Consider the following 24,456-nt stretch of genomic DNA (forward strand, 5'->3'; position numbering starts at 1 on the left):
CACTTTCGATGCTTTCTGACGACCGAGTGGAACCCGACACACAGGACAAAGCTATTTTAAGCTGCGTTCGGGCTATTTCCCTTTCTCTGCATATTGCCCGAAATCCCAGTGCTGAACTAAGCGAGCTGGCATTCTTGGTTTCTCGACGGGCCGCGAAAGCAGCAATCGAATGCCTCGATCAAGAGTATCGCAGCCCCAGAAAGAGGAAGGCAAGTGCCGGCACCACGTCATATGCTTGCGAAACTGCGAACCGATCTGCCAAAGCAGCCGAGCTTCAATCACAGTCAAGAACAAGAGGATTTGCCATCGACGCAACGCTTGATGGTGTACCTGACAACCCCGAGGAAACACTTTCTGATTTCTATGTTCCGTTCGAAAAGCTTCTGATAAAACCTTTGTGGTCCGACGAAAGGCTGCAAGCTTCACAAAACACTATCGGAAAGGTCTTCCCCTCTGGCGCTTGGTCTTTCTGGCGCGAATGGTATCAAGGCTTTCTCGATGGCAACCCCATCGACTGGGAGCTTCAGGCGCGGGTAGCATTGATTGACGATCCGATCTGGGAGGCCGGGCTGGACGCGGTAGCGGAGGAGATTGCCAAAATCGAGGCGGCCTATCAGGTTGAGAAATGTGCCTCGGACTTGGAAGAAAGCGCCTATCCACATTCCGACCTCAGAACCGCGCGTGGCATAGGGGACAACAATCCACCATCTTCGATTGAAGACGCGCTCCAGACGTCGGACGGCGTGACGATTATTTGGGCCGCTGCGCGAGATTTGAAGGAAGAGGCGCAGGCAGCGAAGCCAGATAAGAAACGTGTGGAAATTGCACTGGGTGCCATTCTTGGTGTCTTGAAAGTATGCGGAGTTTGGATGGCGAAGAAAGTCGATAGCGGCTTGCAGGCTGCGGTTATCGCTGCGGGCAGCACCGGAGGAATTGCTGGTGCCGCTTGGGTCACGCAGAACAGTGACAAGATCTTGGACTTGGTTGATGCCGTACAGAAATGGTTGCCGTTCCTTCAATGAGTTTTGACCGTATCGCAAGAGTTCGTGAGCAGAATGCCCACCCTACCGACCGACGCGACTATTTGGCCGTGTGCCCTATATCCTTCCCCAGAACAGGAGGCGACCATGCATAACGAGACGACACTCACCGGCGTTCTGGTGACCGGCAAGGTGCAGGGCGTGAACTACCGCGCCTGGACGCAGGAAGAGGCGCGGTCACGCGGCCTGCGCGGCTGGGTCAGGAACGAGGAGGACGGGTCGGTCCGGGCCGTTCTGTCGGGGCCGGAGGAGGCCGTGGCGGACATGCTGCGCGCGATGGAAAAGGGCCCACCGGCGGCAAAGGTCGAGCGGGTGGAACCCGAACCCGCCGAGGCACCCGAACAGGACGGGTTCGAGATCCTGCGCTGACGGCGCGTCTTTTCGCGACGTCATCCCGGACTTGATCCGGGATCTCCCGCTCGTGGGCGCGGCGCGACGGACAACGCGGCACCGATGTGCTTCTCAAACAGGCATTGCAGCACACCGTGCGGCGTCGGCACCGACGCAAAGCTGACTTTCCCGTCCCATGCGCTACACTTCCCGTCAGGAGGTACTGCCGATGGTCCGACTCGCCGTTTTGCTCGCCGCGCTTGCGACGACGCCCGTCTTGGTGCAGGAGGGCGCGGCGCAGGAGGCCCAGCGCAAGCCCAGCCATTGCCTGTCGATCGCGCAATCCGCACCGGGGCTCGACTATGTCCAGAAGGCCAGTTTCCGCGATCCGGTGCCCCAGGACAGGGTGCGCCTGCAATACATCGCCCACGCCTCGTTTCTGATCCAGGCCCATTCCGGCACCAGCGCGGTCACCGATTTCACCGGCTTCATCGGCAACGTGGATTTCCTGCCAGACGTGGTGACGATGAACCACGCGCATGAAACCCATTGGACGCCCTTCCCCGATCCCGGCATTCCCAACGTGCTGCCCGGCTGGGGCGAAGAGCACGGCGCGGGCATCGACCATTACCTCGATCTGGGCGATATGGTCATTCGCAATGTCTCGACCGATATCCGCTCGCGCTACGGCGCGCCGGCGGAGCCCGAGGGCAATTCGATCTTCGTTTTCGAGACGGCGGGGCTTTGCATCGGCCACCTGGGCCACCTGCACCACATGCCCACGGACGAGCAATTCGCGGCCTTGGGGCGGGTCGATGTGCTGCTGGCGCCGGTCGACGGGGGCTACACCCTTCCCCTGCCCCGGATGATCGAGACGGTCAAGCGCCTGCGCTCGTCCATCGTCATCCCGATGCACTGGTTCGGCGATGGCACGCTTCAGGCGTTTCTGGCAGCGATGGAAGAGGAATTCGCGGTGGTGCGCACCGAGGACAGCGCGCTGACCGTATCCCTGGACACCCTGCCGGGGCAGCCCACCGTTATGGTGCTGCGGCCCGGGTGGCTGCGTGAGCCGGACTAGGGCCTAGCGTTTCCGGTCGCGGCGCGAACTCATCGGCTGGAACGCGACGCCGACATGAGCCTCGCAATAGGGCTTGCCCGACTGAACCGGCAGACCGCAGAACCAGAAATCATCCGTCGCGGGGTCGCCCACGGGCCATTTGCAGGTCCGCTCGGTCAACTCCATCAGCGTCAGCCGCTTGGCCTTCTTCTCGATCTCACTGACCTTGGCCAGCGCGGCGGGGTCGATCTCGTTCGCCGACGGCTGCGGCGGCAGGGGCTGGCCTGCCGGGATGATCGCCTTGACGCGGCTCGCCGCGGCACTGGGCGCGGGCTCTTCCTTGGGCTCGGGCTTTTTCGCCTCGGGCTTGGGCGCCGCGGGCTTGGCCTTGGCCGCCGCCGGCTTGGCCTTGGCGGCAGGCTTGGCCTTGGCCGGTGTCTCGGACGCGGCCGCACCATTGCCCGAGCCGCTGCGGTTCGACAAGCCAAGGCGGTGCACCTTGCCGATCACGGCGTTGCGGGTCACCCCGCCCAGTTCCTTGGCGATCTGGCTGGCCGACTGGCCTTCGCCCCACATCTTCTTCAGCAGTTCGACGCGCTCGTCACTCCAGGACATGAGCCACCTTTCATTGGTTCATCACGCCGCGGGGCACCCCGGGGCGTGGTCTTTTTATCAGTCGCCCTATTCTAATCACTGAGCGTTGAGTTACAAGGCACCGCAGGACGACAATCGAGGCCGAGATGCAGGAATTCCACGAAATGGGCAGCCGCCGCTTCGGGCGGGTCAACTGGCTTGGGCTGGCCACGCTGGCCAAGCGCGAGACGCAGCGGTTTCTCGCCGTCTGGACGCAGACGCTGATGGCGCCGCTGGCCACGGCGGGACTGTTCCTGGTGATCTTTTCCATCGCCATCGGCGAGCGGCGGGGCGACGTGATGGGTGTGGATTTCACCACCTTCATCGCGCCCGGCATCCTTATGATGACGGTGATCCAGAACAGTTTCGCCAATACCTCGTCGTCCATCGTGATTTCCAAGGTGCAGGGCAATATCGTCGACACGCTGATGCCGCCCCTGTCGCCGGCCGAGTTGGTGCTGGGCTATCTGGCAGGCGCCATCGCGCGGGGCGTGCTGGTGGCGTTGGCCATCGCGGTGGGGCTGGCGCTGTTTTTGGGGATCGTTCCGGCACATCCGTTGATCTGGCTGGGCTTCGTGACCTTGGGCGCGGCGTTTCTGGGCGCGCTTGGCATGGTGGCGGGCATCTTCGCGCAGAAGTTCGATCAGATGGCGGCGATCACCAACTTCATCGTCACGCCGCTCGCCTTCCTGTCCGGCACGTTCTACTCGGTCGAGGCGCTGCCCGGCGCGCTATACACGATCAGCCACGTGAACCCGGTCTTCTACCTGATGGACGGAGGGCGCTACGGCATGATCGGCGTCTCGGACAGCAGCGTGTCGCTGGGCGCGGCGATCGTGCTGGCGTCGACCCTGGCGGTGTCGCTCCTGGCCTGGGCGCTGTTCCGCAAGGGCTATCGGCTCAAAGCCTGAACGGGCCCATTTTCCGCGCGGAAAATGGCGGCGAAAATACGCATTTTCGCGCGCCCGGCGACGGTCAGTCCGGGTCCACAGGGCTCAGCGCGCAGACATGCCGTACCTTGCGCCCGTCGCGGAAATAGTCGTGCATCCCGCGCCGGTCCTCGCCCAGGATCATGTCATGGTCGATCCACGTGGCCTCGAAATTCAGCGCCTCGGCCATGAAATCCGTGGCCTTGCGCGACGGCACGCCCACCACCGTATGGCTGCGCCCCTCGACCTCGGTCACCGCGTTCAGCGGGTTCGACACCTCTTCCTTCAGCACCTGGATCATGGCGTTGTCCAGCACGATGAATTCGCTGTCGATGATGACCAGCCCCGGTTCCAGTGCACGAATGAGCGACAACAGGCGGAAATGGTCCATCACGTGGTAAAAGATACCGTAAAGCGCCACCACGTCGAACCGCTCGCCCGCCGCGCCCCGCGCCTCAAGATCGGCGAAAAGGTCGCCGCAGGTCAGCCGCACGCGGGGCTTGAAGTCGGTCTTGGGGAAGGCGTCGAACCGCGCCACCAGTTCGGGTCGCGCCTCGACCCCCACGACCTCGGCCGCGCCGGCGGCGGCCAGCGCGTAGGACCACCGCCCGTCATGGGCGGCAATGTCCAGCACGCGGGCGCCTTCGATTTGCGGCACGAACGGGTCGATGATCAGCCTGTGGCGCTGGTTCAGGCGGTAGATCGTGGTTTCGTTGTCGTCATAGGGCGGAAGCTCGGCCAGAAAGTCGAACAACCCGCTCATCGGCACAGTCGCTCGGCCCGTTCGCCATAGGCTCGGTAGGCCTTCCAGAACGCCTCGTCCCCGCCCCGGTCCGACTGGCGGATTTCCTGCGCCTTGTGCGGATCGCGATAGAACGCCGCCGCGCGGCGCTGGTCGGACGGGTTCAGCGTCTGGTCCGCCGCCGCCTGGATACAGCCACACAGCGCCTGCGACCGCGCCTTGCGGTCGGACGCCATGCAGGCGCTGGAAATCGGGCCCGACGCCATCGGCGCGGCCCGGCTGACCGATCCGCTGCGCCCGTCGAAACGATCGGGCTGACCACACCCGGCAAGGCCGAGGGCCATGAAAGTCATCAGTAGCTTTTTCATCGGGACTGTCCTGCTCTGTCCTCAAAGTGTCGGCGGGATCGCGGGTTTGCCCCGTCTTGGCCGCGCCGTTTCGTTAACCTTCAATACACGCGATATTGCCCCAATGCCCGGCGTTTTTCAATCGCGATGACGCGGACCGCGACGCTCAGTCCTGCGACGGATTTTCCTCGGGGCGCGTGGTGTCGTACTGATCACCCGGCGACGTGAACCGCGTCCACCGCGCCGGCAGGATCGAACCGGACGTGAGCGCCAGGTTTTCGCCTGTCGCCGGCATGAACCAGATCTCGACGCCGATGCCGTCGCTGTCGCGTTCGCGCACCACGGCGCGGCGCGGAATGCGGATCTCGACGCGCGCCGCGTCGCGATAGGGCAGGCCTGTGCCCATGCAGGTGGCCGGCGCGCCGACATAGCTCTCGGCAGGCGCCACCTCGTTGAACACACGCAGGTCGTGCAGCACCACCTGCCCGTCCACGGCCAGCGTTCCGGGCGCCAGAAGGTCGCGCACGTGCGGGCGCACATAGGCTGTCAGCCGCTCGCTTTGCGCCCAGACCCCGCAGAGCGCCAGTTGCCCGTCGACGGCTCGCCGCGGCTCGACCGCCACGGTGATGCCGCCCCCGGTGCTGAAATCGCCGCCGCCCAGCGTGATATCGCCGCGCAACGGCACGGCCTCGGGCGCGGCCATCGCGTGGCCGGACACGCTGATCGCGGCCAGCGTGGCAATCATAAAGGCGCGAAACGACATGGTGCGGCTCCCCGATGCGGTTGGTGTAAGGCTACAGGGCTTTCCGCCGCGCATCAACAGAACCGCGGCCCCCCCTGCGCAAACCCGCGCGACGACTGCCACAAAAATTTTTGCTCCGCGCTGAAACTTCTTTCGGCCGCCTTTCGTGCCTTCGATCAAGCGCTGGCCAGGACGGCCGGTTGCGTGAACTTGAAAAACAGAGAGGACTAAAATGTATACTCGTACCATTACTGCTGTTTCCGCCCTGTCGATGCTTGGGGGCGCCGCCCTCGCGCAGAGCGATGGCGCTGACATGGGTTTCGCGCTTGCCAATGACGGCATGACACTTGTTTCCATGGCCGACATCACGTCGCCAACCGACGTTCAGACCATGGACCTCAGCGAGGCGCTGGATGCCATCGCATGGCGCCCCGTCACTGGCGAACTGCTGGGCTTCAAGAACGGCATGGTCGTCACCATCGATCCCGCGAGCGGTGAAATGACCGACCTGGAAGCGGCGTTCAACGACGACGCAATGGTCGCCGACGGCTCCAAGGTCGCGTTCGACTTCAACAACAAGATCGACGCCGTGCGCGCCGTATCCTCGGAAGAAGACAACCTGGTCTATTTCCCCAAGGATTTCAGCGCAGAGGACAAGGCCGGCAAGGTCGTCCGCGTCACTGATCTGGCCTATGCCGAAGGCGATGCGAACGCTGGCGCCGACCCGATGATCTATGCCAACGCCTATACCAACGCGATCAACGGCGAGACCGCCGGCAGCACCTTCCAGTACGCGCTTGACGCCGAGACGGATTCTCTCGTCAGCCTGGCCAACAACGAAGGCACGCTGGAAACCATCGCCGAGGTCACCGTCGACGGCGAGGCCGTGGACCTGAGCGACTGGGGCGGGTTCGACATCATGTCGCCGTCCGAGGGCGAGGACATGGCCTATGCCATCCTGCAGATGGAAGGCGCCGAGACGGCCGGTTTCTACACCATCAACCTGGAAACGGGTGAGGCCATGATGCAGGCCGATCTGGGCATGGGCGGCTTCACCGCGCTGGCCATCGCACAGGCCCGCTAAGACAAGACTGCGTAACGAGTTCCCTGTTTTCTGTTTGGTAACGAGTCATTGGGGACGTAACGAGTGTGGAGGGGGGCCTTTTGGCTCCCCTCTTTTTTGTGCGTTGGTAGCGGATATCCTATTCGCGCGGAACAGAGGCGCGGCCCTGCCGCGCCGCCGCGCGATCGTCCGCTGACCGAAAGGCGATTGCGCGCAATCGCCGAAAGGGGGACCGCCCCCCGGGGCTGGCGATTGGCTGACGCTAGCACCTCGAATTGCCGTTTCACGGATATGGCCAAGATAAAGTGCTCTGAAGAGAGGTCGGTTCGCCATCCCGCGGTCTGGCGATCGCGCGGCGCAAAAGGCCGAACGGTTTACCCTACATCCGTCCGGCCGCGCCGATCCCCGCGCAGCGATGCGTACAGAACATGCGTCCGCCAGCGCCCTGCGATTTGCAGGTAACTCTGCGCCACGCCCTCGTACTTGAACCCGCAGCTTTCCAGCAGCCGCCGCGACGGCGCGTTCTCGGGCAGGCAAGCCGCCTCCAGCCGCGACAGGTCCAGCCGTTCGAACGCGTAATGCGACATCGCCTGCAAAGCTTCGCGCATGTATCCCTTGCGCGCATACGGCTGGCCGGTCCAATAGCCCAGCGTGCCCGCCTGCGCCGGGCCGCGCCGGATATTGTCCAGCGTGATCGCCCCCACCAGTTTGTCACCCTCGCGCCGGAACAGGAACAACGGCACCGCCGAGCCCGACGCAATCGACCGCTGCGACCAGTAGACCCGGTTGGCGAACCCCTTGCGCGACAGGTGGTCGGCGGCCCATTGCGGCTCCCACGGGGTCAGGAAATCGGCACTGCTTTCGCGTAAGGACGACCAGTCGCGGAAGTCCGTCAAAACGGGCTGACGCAATGTCAGGCGCTCCGTCTCGATCCGGATCTTCCGGCGCGGCAGGAACATCAGGCCGCGCGCCTTTCCTGCAAGGTCTGCAAAGACGGTGCATGGCTGACAGGGCCGTACAGCGCCAGCGCGGCAGGCGCTTGCGTCGCGATCACCTCGGCATGGCTGCGCAGGTCGGTCAGCGTGACCGCGTCGATCCGCTCCACCACTTCCTCAAGGTCCGGCACCCGGCCCCAGATCTGCATCATCCGGGCCGAGCGTTCGGCCCGGCTCGACGGGCTTTCCAGCCCCATCAGCAGGCCCGCCTTCATCTGCGCCCGCGCCCGGTCCAGCTCGGCCTGGCTGAAATCCTCGGCGGCGCGCTTCATCTCGTCCACCGTCAGCCGCCCAAGGCTTTCCATCTCCTCGGCCGAGGTGCCGGCATAGATCGTCAGCATCCCGGTATCCGCATAGGCACCGGCCTGCGCGAAGATCGTATAGCACAGCCCCCGCCGCTCGCGGATCTCCTGGAACAGCCGCGACGACATCGAGCCGCCCAGCGCCGAGGCGTAGATCTGCGCGGTATGAATGTCGGGGCTGGAATAGTTCGAGCTCTCGAACGCCATGGCGAAATGCGCCTGCTCCAGCGTGCGCACGGTACGCGTCTCGCCCCCGGTGAACTTGGCGGCGGGCGGCGCGATGGTGTTCGAGGGCTGCATGTCGCCGAACGCCTCTTCGGCCAGCTTCACCAGCGCGTCGTGATCCACGGCCCCGGCGGCGGACAGGATCATCTGCCCGGGGCGATAGCGCTGATCGACGAACCGCGTCAGGTCATCGCGCGAAAAGCTGCGCACCCGGTCCTCGGGGCCCAGGATCGTGCGGCCCAGCGGGTGATTGGGATAGGCCTGTTCCTGCAACCAGTCGAAGATGATGTCGTCGGGCGTATCCAGCGCCTGCCCGATCTCCTGCAGGATCACGCCGCGCTCGACCTCGATCTCGCGCGCGTCGAAGACCGGGTTGCGCAGGATATCGGCCACCACGTCCAGCGCCAGCGGCACGTCGTCGGCCAGCACGCGGGCGTAATAGGCCGTCACTTCGCGGCTGGTGTAGGCGTTGATATAGCCGCCCACATCCTCGATCGCCTCGGCAATCTCAAGCGCGTTGCGCCGCTTGGTGCCCTTGAAAGCCATGTGTTCGAGAAAATGCGCGATGCCGTTCTGGGCTGCGTCCTCGTGCCGGGCGCCGGCCAGAACCCACACGCCGATGGCCGCCGATTGCAGGCCCGGCATGTGTTCGGTGACGATGCGAAATCCGTTGTCGAGAGTGGTCAGATTGACGGTCAATTCGGGATGCGGTCCTTGATGAGGGTTTCGATGGCGGCAAGGTCGTTCTCGACCCGTGTCACGCGTTCCGACCGCTCATACAGGTCGGCCATGCGGTCGGGCAAGGGGGGATGTTGGCCGCTGGCCTTTTCCACCGCGGCCGGAAACTTCGCCGGATGGGCGGTCGCCAGCGTGATCATCGGGGTGGCCGCGTCGCGCATCTCTTCGGCGACCTTCACGCCCACGGCGGAATGCGGGCACAGAAGTTCCCCGGCGGCGTTCCATGTCTCAAGAATCGTGGCGCGGGTCTCGTCCTCGTCGCAGCGGCCCGAGGCGAAACTCTCCCGCAGCGCCTCCAGCGCGCCCTGGCTGACCGAAAAGCCGCCCGCCTTCAACTCGTCCATCAACTGCGCCACCGCCGCGCCGTCCTGATCATAGGCATAGTAAAGCGCCCGCTCGAAGTTGGAACTGACCTGGATATCCATCGACGGGCTGATCGACGGGATCACACCGTCGGGCTTGTACTCGGATGTCGTCAGGCAGCGGTGCAAGATGTCGTTCTGGTTGGTGGCCACAATCAGCCAGTCGATGGGCAGGCCCATGCGCTTGGCAATGTAGCCTGCGAAGATGTCCCCGAAATTACCGGTGGGCACGGTGAAACTGACCTTGCGCTCCGGCGCGCCCAGCGACACGGCGGCGGTGAAGTAATACACCACCTGCGCCAGCACCCGCGCCCAGTTGATCGAGTTCACGCCGGCCAGGCCCACCGCATCGCGGAACTCGAAATCGTTGAACATGTCCTTCACCCGCGCCTGGCAGGCGTCGAAATCGCCGTCGAGGGCGATGGCATGCACGTTGTCCTCGACAGGCGTGGTCATCTGCCGCCGCTGCACCTCGCTGACGCGGCCATGGGGGTAGAGGATGAAGACATCCACCTTGTCCAGCCCCCGGAACGCCTCGATCGCCGCCGAGCCCGTGTCGCCCGAGGTGGCGCCCACGATGCACACCCGGTCGCCGGAGCGTTTCAGCGATGCCTCGAACAGCTGGCCGATCAACTGCATCGCGAAATCCTTGAAGGCAAGCGTCGGGCCGTGGAACAACTCCAGCAGGAAGTGCCCGGCATCAAGTTGCTTCAGCGGTGCGCGCGCGGCGTGGCCAAACCCGGCATAGGTCCTGGCGATGATCGTGCGGAATTCGTCATCGGTGAAGGCGTCGCCGATGAAGGGGCGCATGATGCGAAACGCCGCCTCCTCGTAAGACACCCCGTGCAGCGCCTTGATGTCGTCCGCAGTCAGCGTCGGAATGCTCTCGGGCAGGTACAACCCACCGTCCCGCGCCAGCCCGGTCAGCATGGCTTCCTCGAAACTCAAGACGGGCGCGTTGCCCCGGGTCGAGATGTATTTCATCGGTCCAGTCCTTTTGCGACGCCGCGGCCGCGGAAGATATAGAACGCGGTCATGCCCAGCCAGATGGCCGCCAGCGAGAACCACGTGATCGCATATTGCAAGTGATCGTTCGGAATGTGGCCCGTGTCCACCGGCAAGGGCGTCACTGCCTCCTCGGGTTGCGACAGGGTGCGCGCCACCAGCAGCACCGGCTCGGTGTCCAGAACCTCGGCCATCTGGCCCAGGTCGCGGGCGAACCACGTGTTGCCATCCACATCGTTTTCAGGAGTCGAGCTGTTGCGATCGTCGGGCCAGTGCAGGTTCCCGGTGACCGTCAGCACGCCTTCCGGCGCCGCCTCCAGCGTCTCGCCTTGCCGGATGAACCCGCGATCCACCAGAATGCGCCGCCCCCCTTCGGTCTCGAAGGGCGAGATCACCAGATATCCCGCGCCCACCTGCTTGCGGCTGACCAGCACCCGCAACGCACCGTCTTGGAATTGACCGCTCACCTCAACCGGCAGATACTTGTCGGCTTCAGGATCGAAACTTTCCGGCAGGGCCACCGGCGCGGCCGCGATGCGCGTCTCGATCTGCGCCAGGATGCCTTCCTTCCACTCCAGCCGCTGCATCTGCCACACGCCCAGCCAGATCAGCACGGCGGCACCGGCCAGCCCGAAGATCAGCGGAAGTACCAGGTTTCTCTGCATGATGCCCCATCTGACGCGAAAATGCGGAAGGAACCCCCTCCGCATCTTCCTCTGGCTTCAAATATCCCCGCCGGAGGCAGAGAATTTTCGTACGAAAATTCTTCAGCCGCCCCAGATATAGACCGCGGCGAAAAGGAACAGCCACACCACGTCGACGAAGTGCCAGTACCAGGCGGCGGCCTCGAACCCGATGTGTTTTTCGGGGGTAAAGTGCCCCCGCATCACCCGCATCAGGCAGACGAACAGGAAGATCGTGCCGATCACCACGTGCGCCCCGTGAAAGCCGGTCGCCATGAAGAAGTTCGCGCCATAGATGTTGCCGGAGAATCCGAAAGCCGCGTGACTGTATTCATAGGCCTGCAACCCGGTAAAGATCACCCCCAGGGCGATGGCGATGGTCAGGCCCCACTTGACGTCGTCGCGGTTGTTCTCGTGCACCAGCGCGTGGTGCGCCCAAGTCGCGGCCATGCCCGAACACAGCAGGATCAGCGTGTTGATCAGCGGCAGGTGCCAGGGGTCGAACGTCTCGATCCCCGCCGGCGGCCAGACGCCATCGGTAATGGGGGACATCTCGCCCATCGGATAGATGGCGTGCTTGAAGAAACTCCAAAACCAGGCGGCAAAGAACATGACCTCGGACATGATGAACATGATGAAGCCATAGCGCAGCCCGATCCGCACCACCGGTGTATGGTCGCCCGCCTGGCTTTCCTTGATCGTGTCGGCCCACCAGCCGAACATCACATAGGCGACGCCCACGAAGCCGGCCAGCAGCATCCAGGGTCCGCTGCCGTGGAAAAAGAGAACGGCGCCGAACAGCATGACGAACCCGGCCAATGCGCCCAGCAGGGGCCAGATTGAGGGGTTCAGAATGTGGTAATCGTGATTTTTTTCATGTGCCATCTGGCTTGGTCCCTCGTCGGTGGCTCTTAGTTCACGGTATTATCAGGTGTCTCGCCCTTGTCGAGCGCGGCCTGCGTTTCGTCTTCGGGCAACTCGATCTCGTAGAACGTATAGCCCAGTGTGATGGTCTTGGTGTACTTCGCATCGCGGTCGTCGACAATCTCGGGATCGACGAAAAACGTCACCGGCATCTGCACACGCTCGCCCGGCTGCAACACCTGCTGTTCAAAGCAGAAGCAGTCGATCTTGGTGAAAAACCCGCCCGCCTCGAAGGGTGTGACGTTATAGCTGGCAGATCCCGCGACCGGCTTGTCGGTGGGGTTGTAGGCCTCGTAGAAAGCCAGACCGGTCTCTCCGATGCGAATCTCCATCTCGCGCTGCACCGGTTTGAACTCCCACGGAAAGCCGCGCTCGTTGCTGGCGTCGAACCGAACCTTGATCGTGCGGTCCAAAATCTCGTCCGAACCCAGATCGGCCACGTTGGTCTCGCCGCCGTAACCCGTAACCCGGCAGAACCAATCGTAAAGCGGCACCGACGCCCAGGCCAGCGCGCCCATCGTGACACCCACGGCCACCAGCCGCATCACCGTCTTGGTGTTTTGGTCCATCGCCATCAGCTTGCCTCCTCGGTCGTCACCGCGAAATCGTCGTCAGACACCTTGGCAATGGTCAGCCCGAAGACCAGTGCCACAAACGCGACCAGCACCAGACCAAGGCCCAGGTTGCGCGAAAAGCGGCGCTTGTGCATTTCATGTTGGCGCGACAGCGACATGGCTCACCACCCTCCCAGGCCGTAGGGCGCCAGCAGCGCCTCGGCGGCAATCGCGCCGAAATGCGCGAACAGGTACAGCAGCGACGCCTTGAAGAACTTGCGCTCGGCCAGGTATTTGTCGGCCTCCGCCGCCGTCTCGTCGCGACGCACGATGTCCACCGCGCCTTTCAGGAAATTGAGGTTCAGCACCACGGCGACCGCCAGGTAAAGCGGACCGCCCACGCTGGTAAAGCCCAGCCCGATGGCCAGTGCCGCCAACAGCACGGTGTAGACAAGGATGTGCACCCGGGTCGACCGGCGGCCGTGGGTCACGGTCAGCATCGGCACCTGCGCGTTGTCGTAATCCATCTTGGTGAACAGCGCCAAGGCCCAGAAATGCGGCGGCGTCCACATGAAGGTCAGGCAGAACATCAGCACCGCCTCGATCGAAACCGAGCCCGTCGCGGCGGCCCAGCCGATCATCGGGGGGAAGGCGCCGGCCGCGCCACCGATCACGATATTCTGCGGCGTCCAGCGTTTCAGCCACATGGTGTAGATCACGACATAAAAGAAAATCGTAAAGGCCAGCAGGCCCGCGGCCAGAAGGTTCGTCGCCAGCCCTAGCATCACGACCGAGAAGCCCGACAGCGCCATGCCGAAGGCGAACGCCTCGTCCCGCGTCACTTTGCCTGCCGGGATGGGCCGCTTGGCGGTGCGTTTCATCACCGCGTCCATGTCGGCATCCCACCACATGTTCAGCGCGCCCGACGCGCCGCCGCCCACGGCGATGAACAGGATCGCGGCAAAGCCGACAACCGGGTGTACGGAGACTGGCGCGGCGATCAGGCCGACAAAGGCGGTGAATACCACCAGCGTCATCACGCGCGGCTTCAGCAGCGCGAAGAAATCGCCGAAGGTGGCCTCGTCCTCAAAGCCCTGTACCTTGGTGGTGCTGAGACTTGCGTCGCTCATGTCGTCTCCGAAACACGGGATGCGCCCGGGGGCGCATCCTGCGGGGGATGGCATGGGGCGCGCGTGCTGCGCACCCCGGCTGTCTTTACTCGGCGGCGGCCAGCTTCACCCGGTTGGGCAGCGTCGACGGGTCGCCGGCGTATTCCTCGATCGCACCTTCCAGCCACGCGTCGTATTCTTCCTGGCTGACGACCTTGACCGTGATCGGCATATAGGCGTGTGCCTGGCCGCACAGCTCGGAACACTGGCCGAAATAGACGCCTTCCTTCTCGGCGGTGAACCACAGTTGCGCGATCCGGCCCGGAACGGCGTCCTGCTTCACGCCGAAGGCGGGAATGGTCCAGCTGTGGATCACGTCCGCGCCGGTGACCTGCATCACGACGGTCTGGCCCACGGGCACGACGACGGCGGTGTCGGTCGCCAGCAGGAACTCGTCCTCCGAATACCCGGCCTCTTCCAGTTGCGCGCGCACGTCGTCGGTCAGGCGGTTGTCGCCGCCCGTTGCCGGTGCGCCGATCATGTAGCTGTCGAAGGCAAAGTCATGATCCATGTATTCATAGCCCCAGTACCACTGGTACCCGGTGACCTTGATATTCACGTCGCCTTCGGGGATTTCCTGCTGCTTGAACAGCACCGGCAGCGAGAACGCCGCGATGAAGACCAGGATCACGATCGGCACAACGGTCCACGCCACCTCGATGGGCGAGTTGTGGGTAAAGCTTGCCGGTTTCGGGTTGGCTTTCGCATTGTAGCGCACGATGCAATAGCCCAGCAGGCCGCAGACGAAAATGGTGATCGCCGTGATGATCACCAGCACCATGCCGTCCAGCCATTGCAGGTCGCGCGCCAGTTCCGTGGCAGCCGGTTGAAAGCCAATGCCGCCCTGTTCAGGCTTGCCGATGATTTCCAGATTGTCCTGTGCCATCGCCGGAAGCGCCGTTGCGGCGGCCATCACGGACGCCAGAAAGCTGGTGAATTTGCGCATGTTGCACCCTGATCCCGTTAGTTCGGTTTTGTCTTCAGCAGAACGTTCCAGGGCGAATGCCATGGAATCCCGTTGTTCGCGCCGTAAATAACAATATTCTGACGGGGCGTACAAGGAAATGCGTTGCGGCAAACGGACGCTTTTGAAACCGTTAAAATATTGGCGTTTCAGCGGCCCCAAGCAGGAGCAGGCAGATGACATCAGACGTTTTTCGTCCCTTCGAGACCGAGATCGAGCGCGAGGCGGCGCTCGGCAAACTGCGCCAGGCTGTGGCCGGCGCGGACGATGGCGAGCTTTTCTTCGAACGTCGCCGCGCGGAATCGCTGGTGTTCGACGATGGCCGGGTCAAGACCGCCTCCTACGACGCCGGACAGGGGTTCGGCCTGCGCGCCGTGCGGGGCGAGGTGGCGGGGTATGCTCACTCGTCCGAGATTTCCGAGGCCGCCATGGGCCGCGCCGTGGAAACCGCACGCCTTGCCGTGGGCGATGGCGGCGGCACGATGGCCGACGCCCCTTCGCCCACCAACAAGCGGCTTTATTCCGACGCCGACCCCATTGCCGGGCATGAATTTCCCGTCAAGCTCGACACCCTGCGCGAGATCGACGCCTACCTGCGCGATATGGACCCCCGCGTGGTGCAGGTCACCGCCACCATCGCCGCCTCGTTGCAAGAGGTCGTGATCCTGCGCGCCGACGGGCACGAGGTTTCCGACACCCGGCCCATGACCCGCCTCAATATAAGTGTCATCGTCGAAAAGGACGGCCGCCGCGAAACCGGCAGCGTCGGCGGCGGCGGGCGCGTCATGCTCGACGGCCTCATCGCCCCCGAGGACTGGCAGGCCAAGGCCCGCGAGGCGCTGCGCGTGGCGCTGGTCAACCTCGAGGCCGAGGCCGCGCCCGCGGGCGTGATGGACGTGGTCCTCGGCCCCGGCTGGCCCGGCATCCTGCTGCACGAGGCCATAGGCCACGGGCTGGAAGGCGATTTCAACCGCAAGGGCAGTTCCGCCTTCGCTGGCCTCATGGGCCAGCGCATAGCTGCCCCCGGCGTTACGGTTCTCGACGACGGCACCATTCCCGACCGGCGCGGCAGCATCACCGTCGATGACGAGGGCACGCCCTCGGGCAAGAACGTGTTGATCGAGGACGGCATCCTCGTGGGCTACATGCAGGACCGCCAGAACGCCCGCCTGATGGGGGTCGAGGCCACCGGCAACGGCCGCCGCCAAAGCTATGCCCACGCGCCGATGCCGCGCATGACCAATACCTACATGCTGGGCGGCGACGCCACGCGGGACGAGATCGTGGCGGATCTCAAGGACGGCATCTATGCCGTGGGCTTCGGCGGCGGTCAGGTCGATATCACCAACGGCAAGTTCGTCTTTTCCTGCACCGAGGCCTACCGCGTGAAGAACGGCAAGATCGGCGCGCCGGTCAAGGGCGCTACGCTGATCGGCGACGGGGCAACGGCGCTGCAACAGATCCGCGTGCTCGGCAACGACATGGCGCTCGACCCCGGCATGGGCAATTGCGGCAAGCAGGGGCAATGGGTGCCCGTGGGCGTGGGCCAGCCCACCGTGATGATCGGCGGTCTGACCGTGGGCGGCTCGCAGGCGGGGAGTTGAGCCCGCAGAACCCATGCCAACGCTCTTTCGCGCGGAATCAAGGCGCGGCCCTGCCGTGCCGCCGCGCGATCGCCAGACCGCCCCCCGGGCTGGCGATTGGGTGCCGTTGGCGCTTCGCTCAGAGGCCTTGCGGATATGGCTGCCATAAACCGCGCAGAACGGTCGGCGGGTCGCCACCCCGCGGTCTGGCAATCGCGCGACGAGGCCTGAACGTTTCTGCTGAGGTCGCCCTTCCAAACAGCGCGGAAACCATTATCAATCAATACAGCACATGACCGACCCGACTCAAACCCTCGACACAGACGCCCTCCGCGCCTTCGGCAATGACGTCGATTTCGGCCGCACCGCCAGCGACTATGCCACCCATCGCGCGGGGTTCCCGCCCGCCTTTTTCGACCTTCTGACGGACCGCGGCTGGGCCGGTCCCGGCCAGACCGACATCGACCTTGGGTGCGGCACCGGTACAGTCGCGCGCGGACTGGCGGCGCGGGGGCTGAAAGTCACCGGCATCGACCCCGCGCAGCCGCTTCTGGACGAGGCCCGCAGGCTAGACAGCGCGGCAGGCGTCGACGTGACCTACACAACAGGCACGGCCGAGGCGACGGGCCTGCCCCCGGCTTCCGCCGATCTCGTCACGGCGGGCCAGTGCTGGCACTGGTTCGACCGTCCCGCCGCCGCCGCAGAGGTTTCGCGCCTCCTGCGCCCCGGCGGACGGGCCGTGATCGCCCATTTCGACTGGCTGCCGCTGCCCGGCAACGTGGTCGCGGCGACCGAGGCGCTCATCCTGCAATACAACCCTCGCTGGGCGGGCGCGGGCGGCACCGGCATCTATCCCGCGTGGTTGGCCGATCTGGCACAGGCGGACTTCACCGCATTGGAAACCGCGTCCTTCGATCTCTTCCAGCCCTACACTCACACCGCCTGGCGCGGCCGCATCAGGGCCAGCGCGGGCGTCGCCGCGTCGCTCGACGCAGACGCCACGGCGCGATTCGACGCTGACCTCGCCGCCCTGCTGGCGCGCGCCTTCCCCGACGACCCGCTGAAGGTGCCGCACCGGGTCTGGATGGCGACCGGCGTGCTGAAGACCTGACACCAAAAGGCGGATTTGCCTGCAAAAGCGAGTCCGCCGGCAGAATTTCTTGATCAGAACCAATCCGTTACGCCTGGAATCAAAATTACTTCAACCGGCAGGGGTTTGGTTTACCGCCTATTAACCAACCGCGCGTATCAATGATCCTGCAACCAGGCGAAGTCACGATGCCCGAGGAACTACATCCTTCCACTCACCCCCAACTCCCACCCACCACGGAAGATGATCGGGTCGCGTGGCTTCGTCTGTTGCGCTCTCGCCGGGTCGGCCCTGCGACGTTTCACAGGCTGATGCAGGAACACGGCAGCGCCCAGGCCGCGCTCGAGGCGTTGCCCGAGGTCGCCCGTGCGGCAGGGGTCGAGAAATACACCCCCTGCCCTATTGGTGTGGCCGAGGCAGAGCTGAAGGCCGGGGCCGCCCTCGGCGCAAGGCTCATATTCATCGGCACGCCCGACTATCCCGCGCTTCTGGCCGAGACCTCCGATGCGCCGCCCTTTCTCTGGGCCGTCGGCGACGGCGCAGAGCTGCTGCACCGTCCCATGGTGGCGCTCGTCGGCGCCCGCAACGCCTCGTCGCTGGGCCTGCGCATGGCCAAGGCGCTGGCCGGCGCACTGTCCGAAAAGGGGCATGTGGTGGTTTCGGGCCTCGCGCGCGGCATCGACACGGCGGCGCATATGGCCGCTCTGGGCCCCGGCACCCTTGCCGTGGTCGCCGGCGGCGTCGACGTGATGTACCCCGCCGAGAACACCAAGCTGGCCGAGGATATCGCCCACACCGGCCTGCGCCTCTCGGAACAGCCCATCGGCACGGTCCCGCAGGCGCGCCACTTTCCGGCTCGCAACCGCATCATCAGCGGCCTCGTGCAGGCCGTCGTGGTGGTCGAGGCCGCGGCCAGGTCCGGCTCGCTCATCACCGCGCGCACCGCGCTCGACCAGGGCCGCGACGTGCTGGCGGTGCCCGGCCATCCCTTCGATGCCCGCGCCGCAGGCTGCAACATGCTCATTCGCGACGGCGCGACGCTGGTGCGCAACGCCGACGACGTGCTGGCCGCCCTGCCCGCCCCCGCCGAACCGGCCCCGACGCCGCAGCCCGACCTGCCGCTGGCATCGCCGCCCGAAAGACGCAGCCTGAGGGAAACCGCCCGGCTGCACATCGATATTCTCGACCGTCTCGGCCCCTCTCCGCTGGCCGAGGACCAGCTGATCCGTGACCTCGCCGCCCCCGCATCACAGGTCACTCCGGTACTCACCGACCTGGAGGTCGACGGCAAGATCCGGCGCCACCCCGGCGGTCTTGTCTCGCTCAGCTGACGAAACGCGGCCGGCGCGCCACCGCGTCGGGCTGCATTGACAATCCCCCTGCACACACCACATGTTGCGCCGCCATGGGGCCGGGCCGAGTCGTCCGCCCCCGTTTTCAGAGCGTAGGAGTGTTCATGCCAGTCGTTGTTGTCGAATCCCCGGCCAAGGCCAAGACGATCAACAAGTACCTGGGCAAGGACTATACCGTGTTGGCCTCCTACGGCCACGTGCGCGACCTTCCGGCCAAGAACGGCTCGGTCGATCCTGACCAGGATTTCGAGATGACCTGGGAGGTCGGCAATGACAGCAAGAAACACATCAAGGCCATCGCCGACGCGCTGAAGGACGACAATTCGTTGATCCTCGCCACCGACCCCGACCGCGAGGGCGAGGCTATCAGCTGGCACCTGGAAGAGGCCCTGCGCAAGCGCCGCGCCATCAAGAAGGACACCGACGTCAAGCGCGTCGTCTTCAACGCCATCACCAAGACCGCCGTCACCGAGGCCATGCAGAACCCGCGCGACGTGGACGGCCCGCTGGTCGAGGCCTATCTCGCCCGTCGTGCGCTCGATTACCTCGTGGGCTTCAACCTGTCGCCCGTCCTCTGGCGCAAATTGCCCGGCGCACGCAGCGCCGGCCGGGTGCAATCGGTCTGCCTGCGCCTCATTGTCGAGCGCGAGATGGAGATCGAGGCGTTCAATCCCCGCGAATACTGGAGCGTCAAGGCGCTTCTGACCACGCCCCGGGGCCAGGAATTCGAGGCCCGTCTGGTCAGCCTCGCCGGCGACAAGCTCGACAAGTACGACCTGGAAAACGCCACGCAGGCCGAAATGGCCCAGCAGGCCGTTCAAAGCCGCGACCTCACCGTCACAAGCGTCGAGGCCAAGCCCGGCAGCCGCAACCCCAGCCCGCCTTTCATGACCTCGACCCTGCAACAGGAGGCCAGCCGCAAGTTCGGCATGGGCGCACGGCAATGCATGAGCGCGGCCCAGCGCCTCTATGAGGCGGGACACATTACCTATATGCGGACCGACGGCATCGACATGGCCCCCGAGGCCGTCGAGGCCGCCCGCGACGCCATCGGCGAACGCTTCGGCAAGGACTACGTGCCGTCCAGCCCCCGCATCTACAAGAACAAGGCCAAGAACGCGCAGGAAGCGCACGAATGCATCCGCCCCACCGAGATGACGCGCGACGTCGACAGCCTCAAACTCAGCGAGCCGGACCAGCGCAAGCTCTATGACCTGATCTGGAAGCGCACCCTGGCCTGCCAGATGGAAGGCGCGCGGCTTGAACGCACCACGGTCGAAATCGGCTCGAAGGACGGCCAGGTCGGCCTGCGCGCCACGGGCCAGGTCGTGCTCTTCGACGGGTTCCTGCGCGTCTACGAGGAAGGCCGCGACGACGTGGTCGTCGATGACGACGACAAGCGCCTGCCGCAGATGTCCGAGGGTGACAAGACCGCCAAGAAATCCGTCACGCCCGAGCAGCATTTCACCCAGCCGCCGCCCCGCTATACCGAGGCGACGCTGGTCAAACAGATGGAAGAGCTCGGCATCGGCCGTCCTTCGACCTATGCCAGCATCGTCACCACCATCCAGGAGCGTGAATATGTCCGCAAGGACAAGAACCGCCTGATCCCCGAGGACAAGGGCCGGATCGTCACCGTTTTCCTGCTCAATTTCTTCCGCAAATACGTGGGCTACGAATTCACCGCCAACCTCGAGGAAGAGCTGGACGTCATCTCGGCCGGCGACGCCGACTACAAAAAGGTGCTGGCGGATTTCTGGCGCGATTTCCACTCCGCGATCGAGGAAGCGTCGGAGCTGCGCATCGCCGAGGTGCTGGATGTGCTGGACGACGCTCTGGCCCCGCAACTCTATCCCCCGCGCGAGGACGGCTCCGATCCGCGCATCTGCCCAAAATGCGGCGAGGGGCGTCTGCACCTCAAGACGTCGCGCACCGGCGGCTTCGTCGGCTGCGGCAACTATCCCGAATGCACCTATACCCGCCCCATCGCGGGCGAGGGCGCCGAGGGCGACGAGCGCCTGCTGGGAGAGGACCAGGGTGACGAGATCTGGCTCAAGTCGGGCCGCTTCGGCCCCTATGTGCAGCGCGGCGAACCGACGCCCGACAACAAGAAGCCGCCGCGCGCGTCGCTGCCCAAGGGCTGGGACAAGGACGAGATGACGCTGGAAAAGGCGCTGACACTCCTCAGCCTGCCGCGCATCGTGGGGACCCATCCCGACGGCGGCGAGGTGAAATCGAACTTCGGCCGTTTCGGGCCTTACGTCATGCACCAGGCCGAGGACGAGGCGAAACCCGTCTACGTGAACCTCAAGGATCCTGCGGACGTGTTCGAGATCGGCATGAACCGCGCCGTGGAACTTCTGGCTGAGAAACGCGCCAATCCGGGTCGTGGCCGGGGACGCACCGCCGCCAAACCGCTCAAGGAACTGGGCGAGCATCCCGAGGGCGGCGGACCCGTCAATGTCATGGAAGGCCGTTATGGGCCCTACGTGAAATGGGACAAGGTCAACGCCACTCTGCCCAAGGACGTGGAGCCGGCCAACGTGACCATGGACATGGCGGTGGAGCTGATCGCCGAGAAAGCCTCGAAAAAAGGTAAGGGCCGCGCCAAGAAGAAGGCCTAGGCCCTCGCAATTAGTTCGACGCCAGGGTCAGCGCACACGCGTCGGAAATCAGTTCCGGTCGCGTCTTGCACAGACCGCTGGCCACCTGGAACGCCGCCAGCACCTTGGGCACGTAATCCCGCGTCTCGGCATAGGGCGGCACGCCTGCGTGCTTTTTCACCGCGTTCTCGCCCGCGTTGTAGCCCGCCAGCGCCAGCACGGCGTCGCCGCGGAACTCCTTCATCAGCCAGTCCAGATAGGCGACCCCGCCGTTGATATTCTGCCCCGCCTGCATCGAATCGGCGACACCGAAGCGTTCCGCCGTGGCCGGGATCAGCTGCATCAGCCCCTGCGCGCCCGCGCCGCTGACCGCGTCCGTGCGCCCGCCCGACTCGACCGAGATCACCGCCAGCACCAGCGCCGGCGACACTTCGGTCCCGATCGTGGCGCGCAGGATGTCGGCACCGTGGGTGCGGGCGATCTCCTGCATGTGCTGCAACCGCGGCCCCTTGACCGACGCACCGCCCGGCCCGTCGCGCAGGCTCTCGAACGCCAGGCGCAACCGATCCGGCCCGCTGGCCGTGTCGTCGGTGGGCACTTTCGTCCAGAACCAGCCATAGGCGGCGGTGACGCTCGGCACCACCGGAATGTCGGCTCCGGCATCGTCACCCGCCTTGGACTTGCCCGTGGGTTTCAGATGGGCCTGGTCCTCGGGGTCGATCTGCACCGTGATCAGCTTGCCGCCGCCTTTCTTGGGTGGCTTGCCTTTCTTGAAGGTGAACTCGGGAAAGGGCGGCGGATCGCCGGCGTGAACGGGGAGTGCACACGCCAGGCACACGCCAAGGGCGAGAAATCGATTGAATCGCATTGTCGGGCCTGCTCTGCCTCGGTTGATTTTTTGCCAGTATGACACCAATCGCGCCATTTGCCTATAATTGTAGTGCGTGCGTGAACGCCAAACCGGGCCGCCAGGCACCGGAAACTATCCAGCAAGGAAAAGATCGAAAAAATTTAACCTTTTTATTTGTTCAGAATCAATGCCTTAGATGGATTCTTTGCGAAAAAGTTAATGCGGTCCAAAAACGCTCAAATGCCGCCCAAATCTCGCCGGATTTGGACGGCTATATGCTCCTCATACCGCAACGCAGCGGGCCAAAGAGAGAGGCGGCCCACTCACCTGCTAGCGGTTGTAACCTGAGTAAAACTGATCCTTTGGAGGGACCAACCATGATCAAATTCATCAAAAAATTCCGCAAGGACGAAGAAGGTGCCGTGACTGTTGACTGGGTCGTGCTGACCGCAGCTGTCGTGGGCCTGGGCGTTGCCGGCGTTTCCACCGTGTCCGGTGGCGTGAACTCGCTGGCCAGCTCGATCTCGACCGGCGTCAGCACCAAGACGGTCGACAACGGCAACTAATAGACGGCCACGTTCCGTCAAACCAGAGGCCGCGATCCGAAGGGACCGCGGCCTCTTGGCTTTCTGGGCATCCCCCGGATCGTTCAACCGCCCGAGGCCGGACACCTTCGCGGCTTTCCCCGCAATGACACCGATATGGCCTTATTCCGGCCAATATCCTGGTCCAGGCTCGGATCAGCATCATGAAAAGCGAGATTTCGGACATGACCCAATTCATCAAGAACTTCTTCCGGCGCGAAGACGGCGCCGTCACGGTTGACTGGGTCGTTCTGACCGCCGCCACCGTTGGCCTGGCTGGCGGCCTGGGCGTCACCATGACAGACGGCATCACCACCGCCTCGACTACCGTGTCGACCGCCGTCGGCACCAAGACGGTGGACAACGGCAACTAAAGCCGGCCACTCCGCCCGCCCCGATCATACCGGCGCCCCGGACCTGTCCGTGCGGGCGTCGGCCTGCGTTTGGCACCGCCAGAGACGCCCGACGGCATACTCGCGGACCTTCGTCAAAGCACCACACCGCCCCCATCATTTCGCCATATTTTCTTCGTAGGTCTGAACGGTAAGGCGCAATCAGTGCGTCAGTGAGCAGTTGCATTCGAAAGGACACGCCATGCGTTTGGTGTTTGGACTTGTACTCATTCTCGGCCTCGGGCTGGCGGGCTTCGCCGTCTACATGGCCAAGAACTACATCCAGGGCTACCAGGCCCAGCTTGAACAGGAACGCGCCAAAAGCGCGCCCGCCTTCGACACGGTCGAGGTCTACGTGGCCACGCAGAAGCTGGAATATGGCCAGCGCCTGCTGAAAGATCACGTGTCGCTGGTGGCCTACCCCGCCGGGTCGCTCCCCGAGGGCACCTATTCCACCGAGGAAGAGCTTTTCCCCGAGGGCGAGGACGAACCCCGCACGGTCCTGCGCACGATGGAGTCCAAGGAGGCGATCCTTGACGTCAAGGTCACCGGACCGGGCGAAGATGCCGGCATCACCTCGCAGCTCAAGCGCGGGATGCGCGCCTTCGCCATCGAGGTGGACGTGTCCAGCGGCGTGTCCGGCTTCCTGCGCCCCGGCGACCGCGTGGATATCTACTGGACCGGCAATGTTGGCACCGGCGATGGCATCGACGGCCGCCGCGGCGGCAGCGAAGTGACCAAGCTGATCGAAACCGGCGTCCGCCTGATCGCGGTCGACCAGGTCGCCAACGGCGACACCACCGAGGCGATCATCGCCCGCACCGTCACCGTGGCCATCAAGCCGCAGCAGGTCGCGGCGCTGGCCCAGGCCCAATCCACCGGCAGCCTTTCGCTGTCGCTGGTCGGCGCCGACGACGAAACCGTGGCCGAAGCCATCGAGGTTGACCAGAACATGCTGCTGGGCATCGAACAGGCCGCCGCCCCCGCGCCGAAGGTCCAGGAAGAGATCTGCACGATCAAGACCCGCCGCGGCGGCGAGGTGATCTCGACACCGATCCCCTGCACCACCAACTGATCAACACAACATATTGTGTTACCGAGGCGCCCCCACCACAGGGCGCCTCGTTTCTTTCGGGCAACTGTCCCCGAAAATCCACAGCAACAGCGCGTCGAAAGTGGTTGATTCTTGAAAAAAATT

The 24,456-nt window shown here is 64.5% G+C and carries 26 protein-coding genes; 12 read left to right on the forward strand and 14 right to left on the reverse strand.

Translation table 11 applies throughout. The features are described 5' to 3' along the window. Window positions 1-8 precede the first annotated feature (8 nt). The 3 genes from XM53_RS23215 to XM53_RS19675 all read left to right on the forward strand — a co-directional run bounded on the left by XM53_RS23215 (window position 9) and on the right by XM53_RS19675 (window position 2,448). Window positions 9-1,022: a hypothetical protein gene (locus XM53_RS23215; RefSeq protein WP_144435622.1), complete on the forward strand. Its 1,014-nt coding sequence runs from the start codon at window positions 9-11 to the stop codon at window positions 1,020-1,022. 105 nt (window positions 1,023-1,127) lie between these two features. Next, window positions 1,128-1,409: an acylphosphatase gene (locus XM53_RS19670; RefSeq protein ID WP_057796468.1), complete on the forward strand. Its 282-nt coding sequence runs from the start codon at window positions 1,128-1,130 to the stop codon at window positions 1,407-1,409. A gap of 190 nt (window positions 1,410-1,599) precedes the next feature. Further along, complete coding sequence (locus tag XM53_RS19675; protein WP_057796471.1) at window positions 1,600-2,448, forward strand: MBL fold metallo-hydrolase; 849 nt, start codon at window positions 1,600-1,602, stop codon at window positions 2,446-2,448. A gap of 3 nt (window positions 2,449-2,451) precedes the next feature. Here XM53_RS19675 and XM53_RS19680 read toward each other — a convergent pair whose 3' ends face one another. Beyond that, window positions 2,452-3,042, reverse strand: a complete 591-nt coding sequence (locus tag XM53_RS19680) for a GcrA family cell cycle regulator (protein ID WP_057796473.1) — start codon at window positions 3,040-3,042, stop codon at window positions 2,452-2,454. 125 nt (window positions 3,043-3,167) lie between these two features. Between XM53_RS19680 and XM53_RS19685 the strand changes: the two genes are divergently transcribed. Next, window positions 3,168-3,971, forward strand: coding sequence for an ABC transporter permease (locus tag XM53_RS19685; protein ID WP_057796475.1), 804 nt, complete (start codon window positions 3,168-3,170; stop codon window positions 3,969-3,971). Between the two features lie 64 nt (window positions 3,972-4,035). Here the strand turns inward: XM53_RS19685 and XM53_RS19690 are convergent, their stop codons facing one another. From XM53_RS19690 to XM53_RS19700, 3 genes are all read right to left on the reverse strand, one after another. After that, window positions 4,036-4,752 carry a methyltransferase domain-containing protein gene (locus XM53_RS19690; RefSeq protein ID WP_057796477.1) on the reverse strand — a complete coding sequence of 239 codons (717 nt, stop codon included), beginning with the start codon at window positions 4,750-4,752 and terminating at the stop codon, window positions 4,036-4,038. Continuing rightward, a complete protein-coding gene (locus tag XM53_RS19695; RefSeq protein WP_057796479.1) occupies window positions 4,749-5,099 on the reverse strand; it encodes a hypothetical protein in 351 nt (116 codons plus the stop codon). The genes XM53_RS19690 and XM53_RS19695 overlap by 4 nt, the downstream gene beginning before the upstream one ends. A 145-nt stretch (window positions 5,100-5,244) precedes the next feature. After that, window positions 5,245-5,841: a hypothetical protein gene (locus XM53_RS19700; protein ID WP_057796481.1), complete on the reverse strand. Its 597-nt coding sequence runs from the start codon at window positions 5,839-5,841 to the stop codon at window positions 5,245-5,247. A 211-nt stretch (window positions 5,842-6,052) separates the two neighbouring features. Between XM53_RS19700 and XM53_RS19705 the strand changes: the two genes are divergently transcribed. After that, on the forward strand, window positions 6,053-6,904 hold the full coding sequence (locus XM53_RS19705) for a DUF4394 domain-containing protein (RefSeq protein WP_057796483.1): 852 nt from the start codon (window positions 6,053-6,055) through the stop codon (window positions 6,902-6,904). A gap of 353 nt (window positions 6,905-7,257) precedes the next feature. On the opposite strand, the gene XM53_RS19710 is transcribed toward XM53_RS19705, so the two are convergent. The 9 genes from XM53_RS19710 to coxB form a co-directional block, all read right to left on the reverse strand. Further along, a complete protein-coding gene (locus tag XM53_RS19710; protein ID WP_057796485.1) occupies window positions 7,258-7,842 on the reverse strand; it encodes a GNAT family N-acetyltransferase in 585 nt (194 codons plus the stop codon). Next, the gene (locus tag XM53_RS19715; protein ID WP_057796487.1) at window positions 7,842-9,104 is read right to left on the reverse strand and encodes a M16 family metallopeptidase; all 1,263 of its coding nucleotides are present in this window, start codon (window positions 9,102-9,104) and stop codon (window positions 7,842-7,844) included. Before XM53_RS19715 ends, XM53_RS19710 begins: the two co-directional genes overlap by 1 nt. Continuing rightward, window positions 9,101-10,489, reverse strand: coding sequence for a threonine synthase (gene thrC / locus XM53_RS19720; protein WP_057796489.1), 1,389 nt, complete (start codon window positions 10,487-10,489; stop codon window positions 9,101-9,103). The genes XM53_RS19715 and thrC overlap by 4 nt, the downstream gene beginning before the upstream one ends. Further along, entirely contained in the window at window positions 10,486-11,175 is a 690-nt protein-coding gene (locus tag XM53_RS19725) for an SURF1 family protein (protein WP_057796555.1), read from the reverse strand. The genes thrC and XM53_RS19725 overlap by 4 nt, the downstream gene beginning before the upstream one ends. Window positions 11,176-11,277: 102 nt before the next feature. Continuing rightward, a complete protein-coding gene (locus XM53_RS19730; protein ID WP_057796491.1) occupies window positions 11,278-12,078 on the reverse strand; it encodes a cytochrome c oxidase subunit 3 in 801 nt (266 codons plus the stop codon). 26 nt (window positions 12,079-12,104) lie between these two features. Then, a complete protein-coding gene (locus XM53_RS19735) occupies window positions 12,105-12,692 on the reverse strand; it encodes a cytochrome c oxidase assembly protein (protein ID WP_057796493.1) in 588 nt (195 codons plus the stop codon). After that, window positions 12,692-12,850: a hypothetical protein gene (locus XM53_RS23600; protein ID WP_057796495.1), complete on the reverse strand. Its 159-nt coding sequence runs from the start codon at window positions 12,848-12,850 to the stop codon at window positions 12,692-12,694. Before XM53_RS23600 ends, XM53_RS19735 begins: the two co-directional genes overlap by 1 nt. 3 nt (window positions 12,851-12,853) lie before the next feature. Further along, window positions 12,854-13,801, reverse strand: coding sequence for a heme o synthase (cyoE, locus tag XM53_RS19745; protein ID WP_057796497.1), 948 nt, complete (start codon window positions 13,799-13,801; stop codon window positions 12,854-12,856). Window positions 13,802-13,886: 85 nt separating this feature from the next. After that, window positions 13,887-14,786 carry a cytochrome c oxidase subunit II gene (gene coxB, locus XM53_RS19750; protein ID WP_057796499.1) on the reverse strand — a complete coding sequence of 300 codons (900 nt, stop codon included), beginning with the start codon at window positions 14,784-14,786 and terminating at the stop codon, window positions 13,887-13,889. A 194-nt stretch (window positions 14,787-14,980) separates the two neighbouring features. Here coxB and tldD point away from each other — a divergent pair, with 194 nt between their 5' ends. From tldD to topA, 4 genes are all read left to right on the forward strand, one after another. Next, complete coding sequence (tldD, locus tag XM53_RS19755) at window positions 14,981-16,408, forward strand: metalloprotease TldD (RefSeq protein WP_057796501.1); 1,428 nt, start codon at window positions 14,981-14,983, stop codon at window positions 16,406-16,408. Between the two features lie 271 nt (window positions 16,409-16,679). After that, entirely contained in the window at window positions 16,680-17,498 is an 819-nt protein-coding gene (locus XM53_RS19760; RefSeq protein WP_057796503.1) for a class I SAM-dependent methyltransferase, read from the forward strand. A gap of 167 nt (window positions 17,499-17,665) precedes the next feature. Continuing rightward, window positions 17,666-18,808: a DNA-processing protein DprA gene (gene dprA / locus XM53_RS19765; protein ID WP_082631144.1), complete on the forward strand. Its 1,143-nt coding sequence runs from the start codon at window positions 17,666-17,668 to the stop codon at window positions 18,806-18,808. A 125-nt stretch (window positions 18,809-18,933) separates the two neighbouring features. Next, window positions 18,934-21,453 carry a type I DNA topoisomerase gene (gene topA, locus XM53_RS19770; protein WP_057796507.1) on the forward strand — a complete coding sequence of 840 codons (2,520 nt, stop codon included), beginning with the start codon at window positions 18,934-18,936 and terminating at the stop codon, window positions 21,451-21,453. A gap of 10 nt (window positions 21,454-21,463) precedes the next feature. On the opposite strand, the gene XM53_RS19775 is transcribed toward topA, so the two are convergent. Further along, window positions 21,464-22,300, reverse strand: a complete 837-nt coding sequence (locus tag XM53_RS19775) for a lytic transglycosylase domain-containing protein (RefSeq protein ID WP_057796509.1) — start codon at window positions 22,298-22,300, stop codon at window positions 21,464-21,466. 359 nt (window positions 22,301-22,659) lie between these two features. Here XM53_RS19775 and XM53_RS24085 point away from each other — a divergent pair, with 359 nt between their 5' ends. The 3 genes from XM53_RS24085 (at window position 22,660) to cpaB (ending at window position 24,333) form a co-directional block, all read left to right on the forward strand. Further along, window positions 22,660-22,848, forward strand: coding sequence for a Flp family type IVb pilin (locus XM53_RS24085; protein ID WP_057796511.1), 189 nt, complete (start codon window positions 22,660-22,662; stop codon window positions 22,846-22,848). A gap of 203 nt (window positions 22,849-23,051) precedes the next feature. Next, window positions 23,052-23,240, forward strand: coding sequence for a hypothetical protein (locus XM53_RS19785; protein ID WP_057796557.1), 189 nt, complete (start codon window positions 23,052-23,054; stop codon window positions 23,238-23,240). 220 nt (window positions 23,241-23,460) lie between these two features. Next, window positions 23,461-24,333 (forward strand): Flp pilus assembly protein CpaB, encoded by an 873-nt coding sequence (cpaB, locus tag XM53_RS19790; protein ID WP_057796513.1) that lies wholly within the window; start codon window positions 23,461-23,463, stop codon window positions 24,331-24,333. Window positions 24,334-24,456 lie beyond the last annotated feature (123 nt).

The sequence above is a fragment of the Roseovarius atlanticus genome, from assembly GCF_001441615.1.
Lineage (GTDB): Bacteria > Pseudomonadota > Alphaproteobacteria > Rhodobacterales > Rhodobacteraceae > Roseovarius > Roseovarius atlanticus.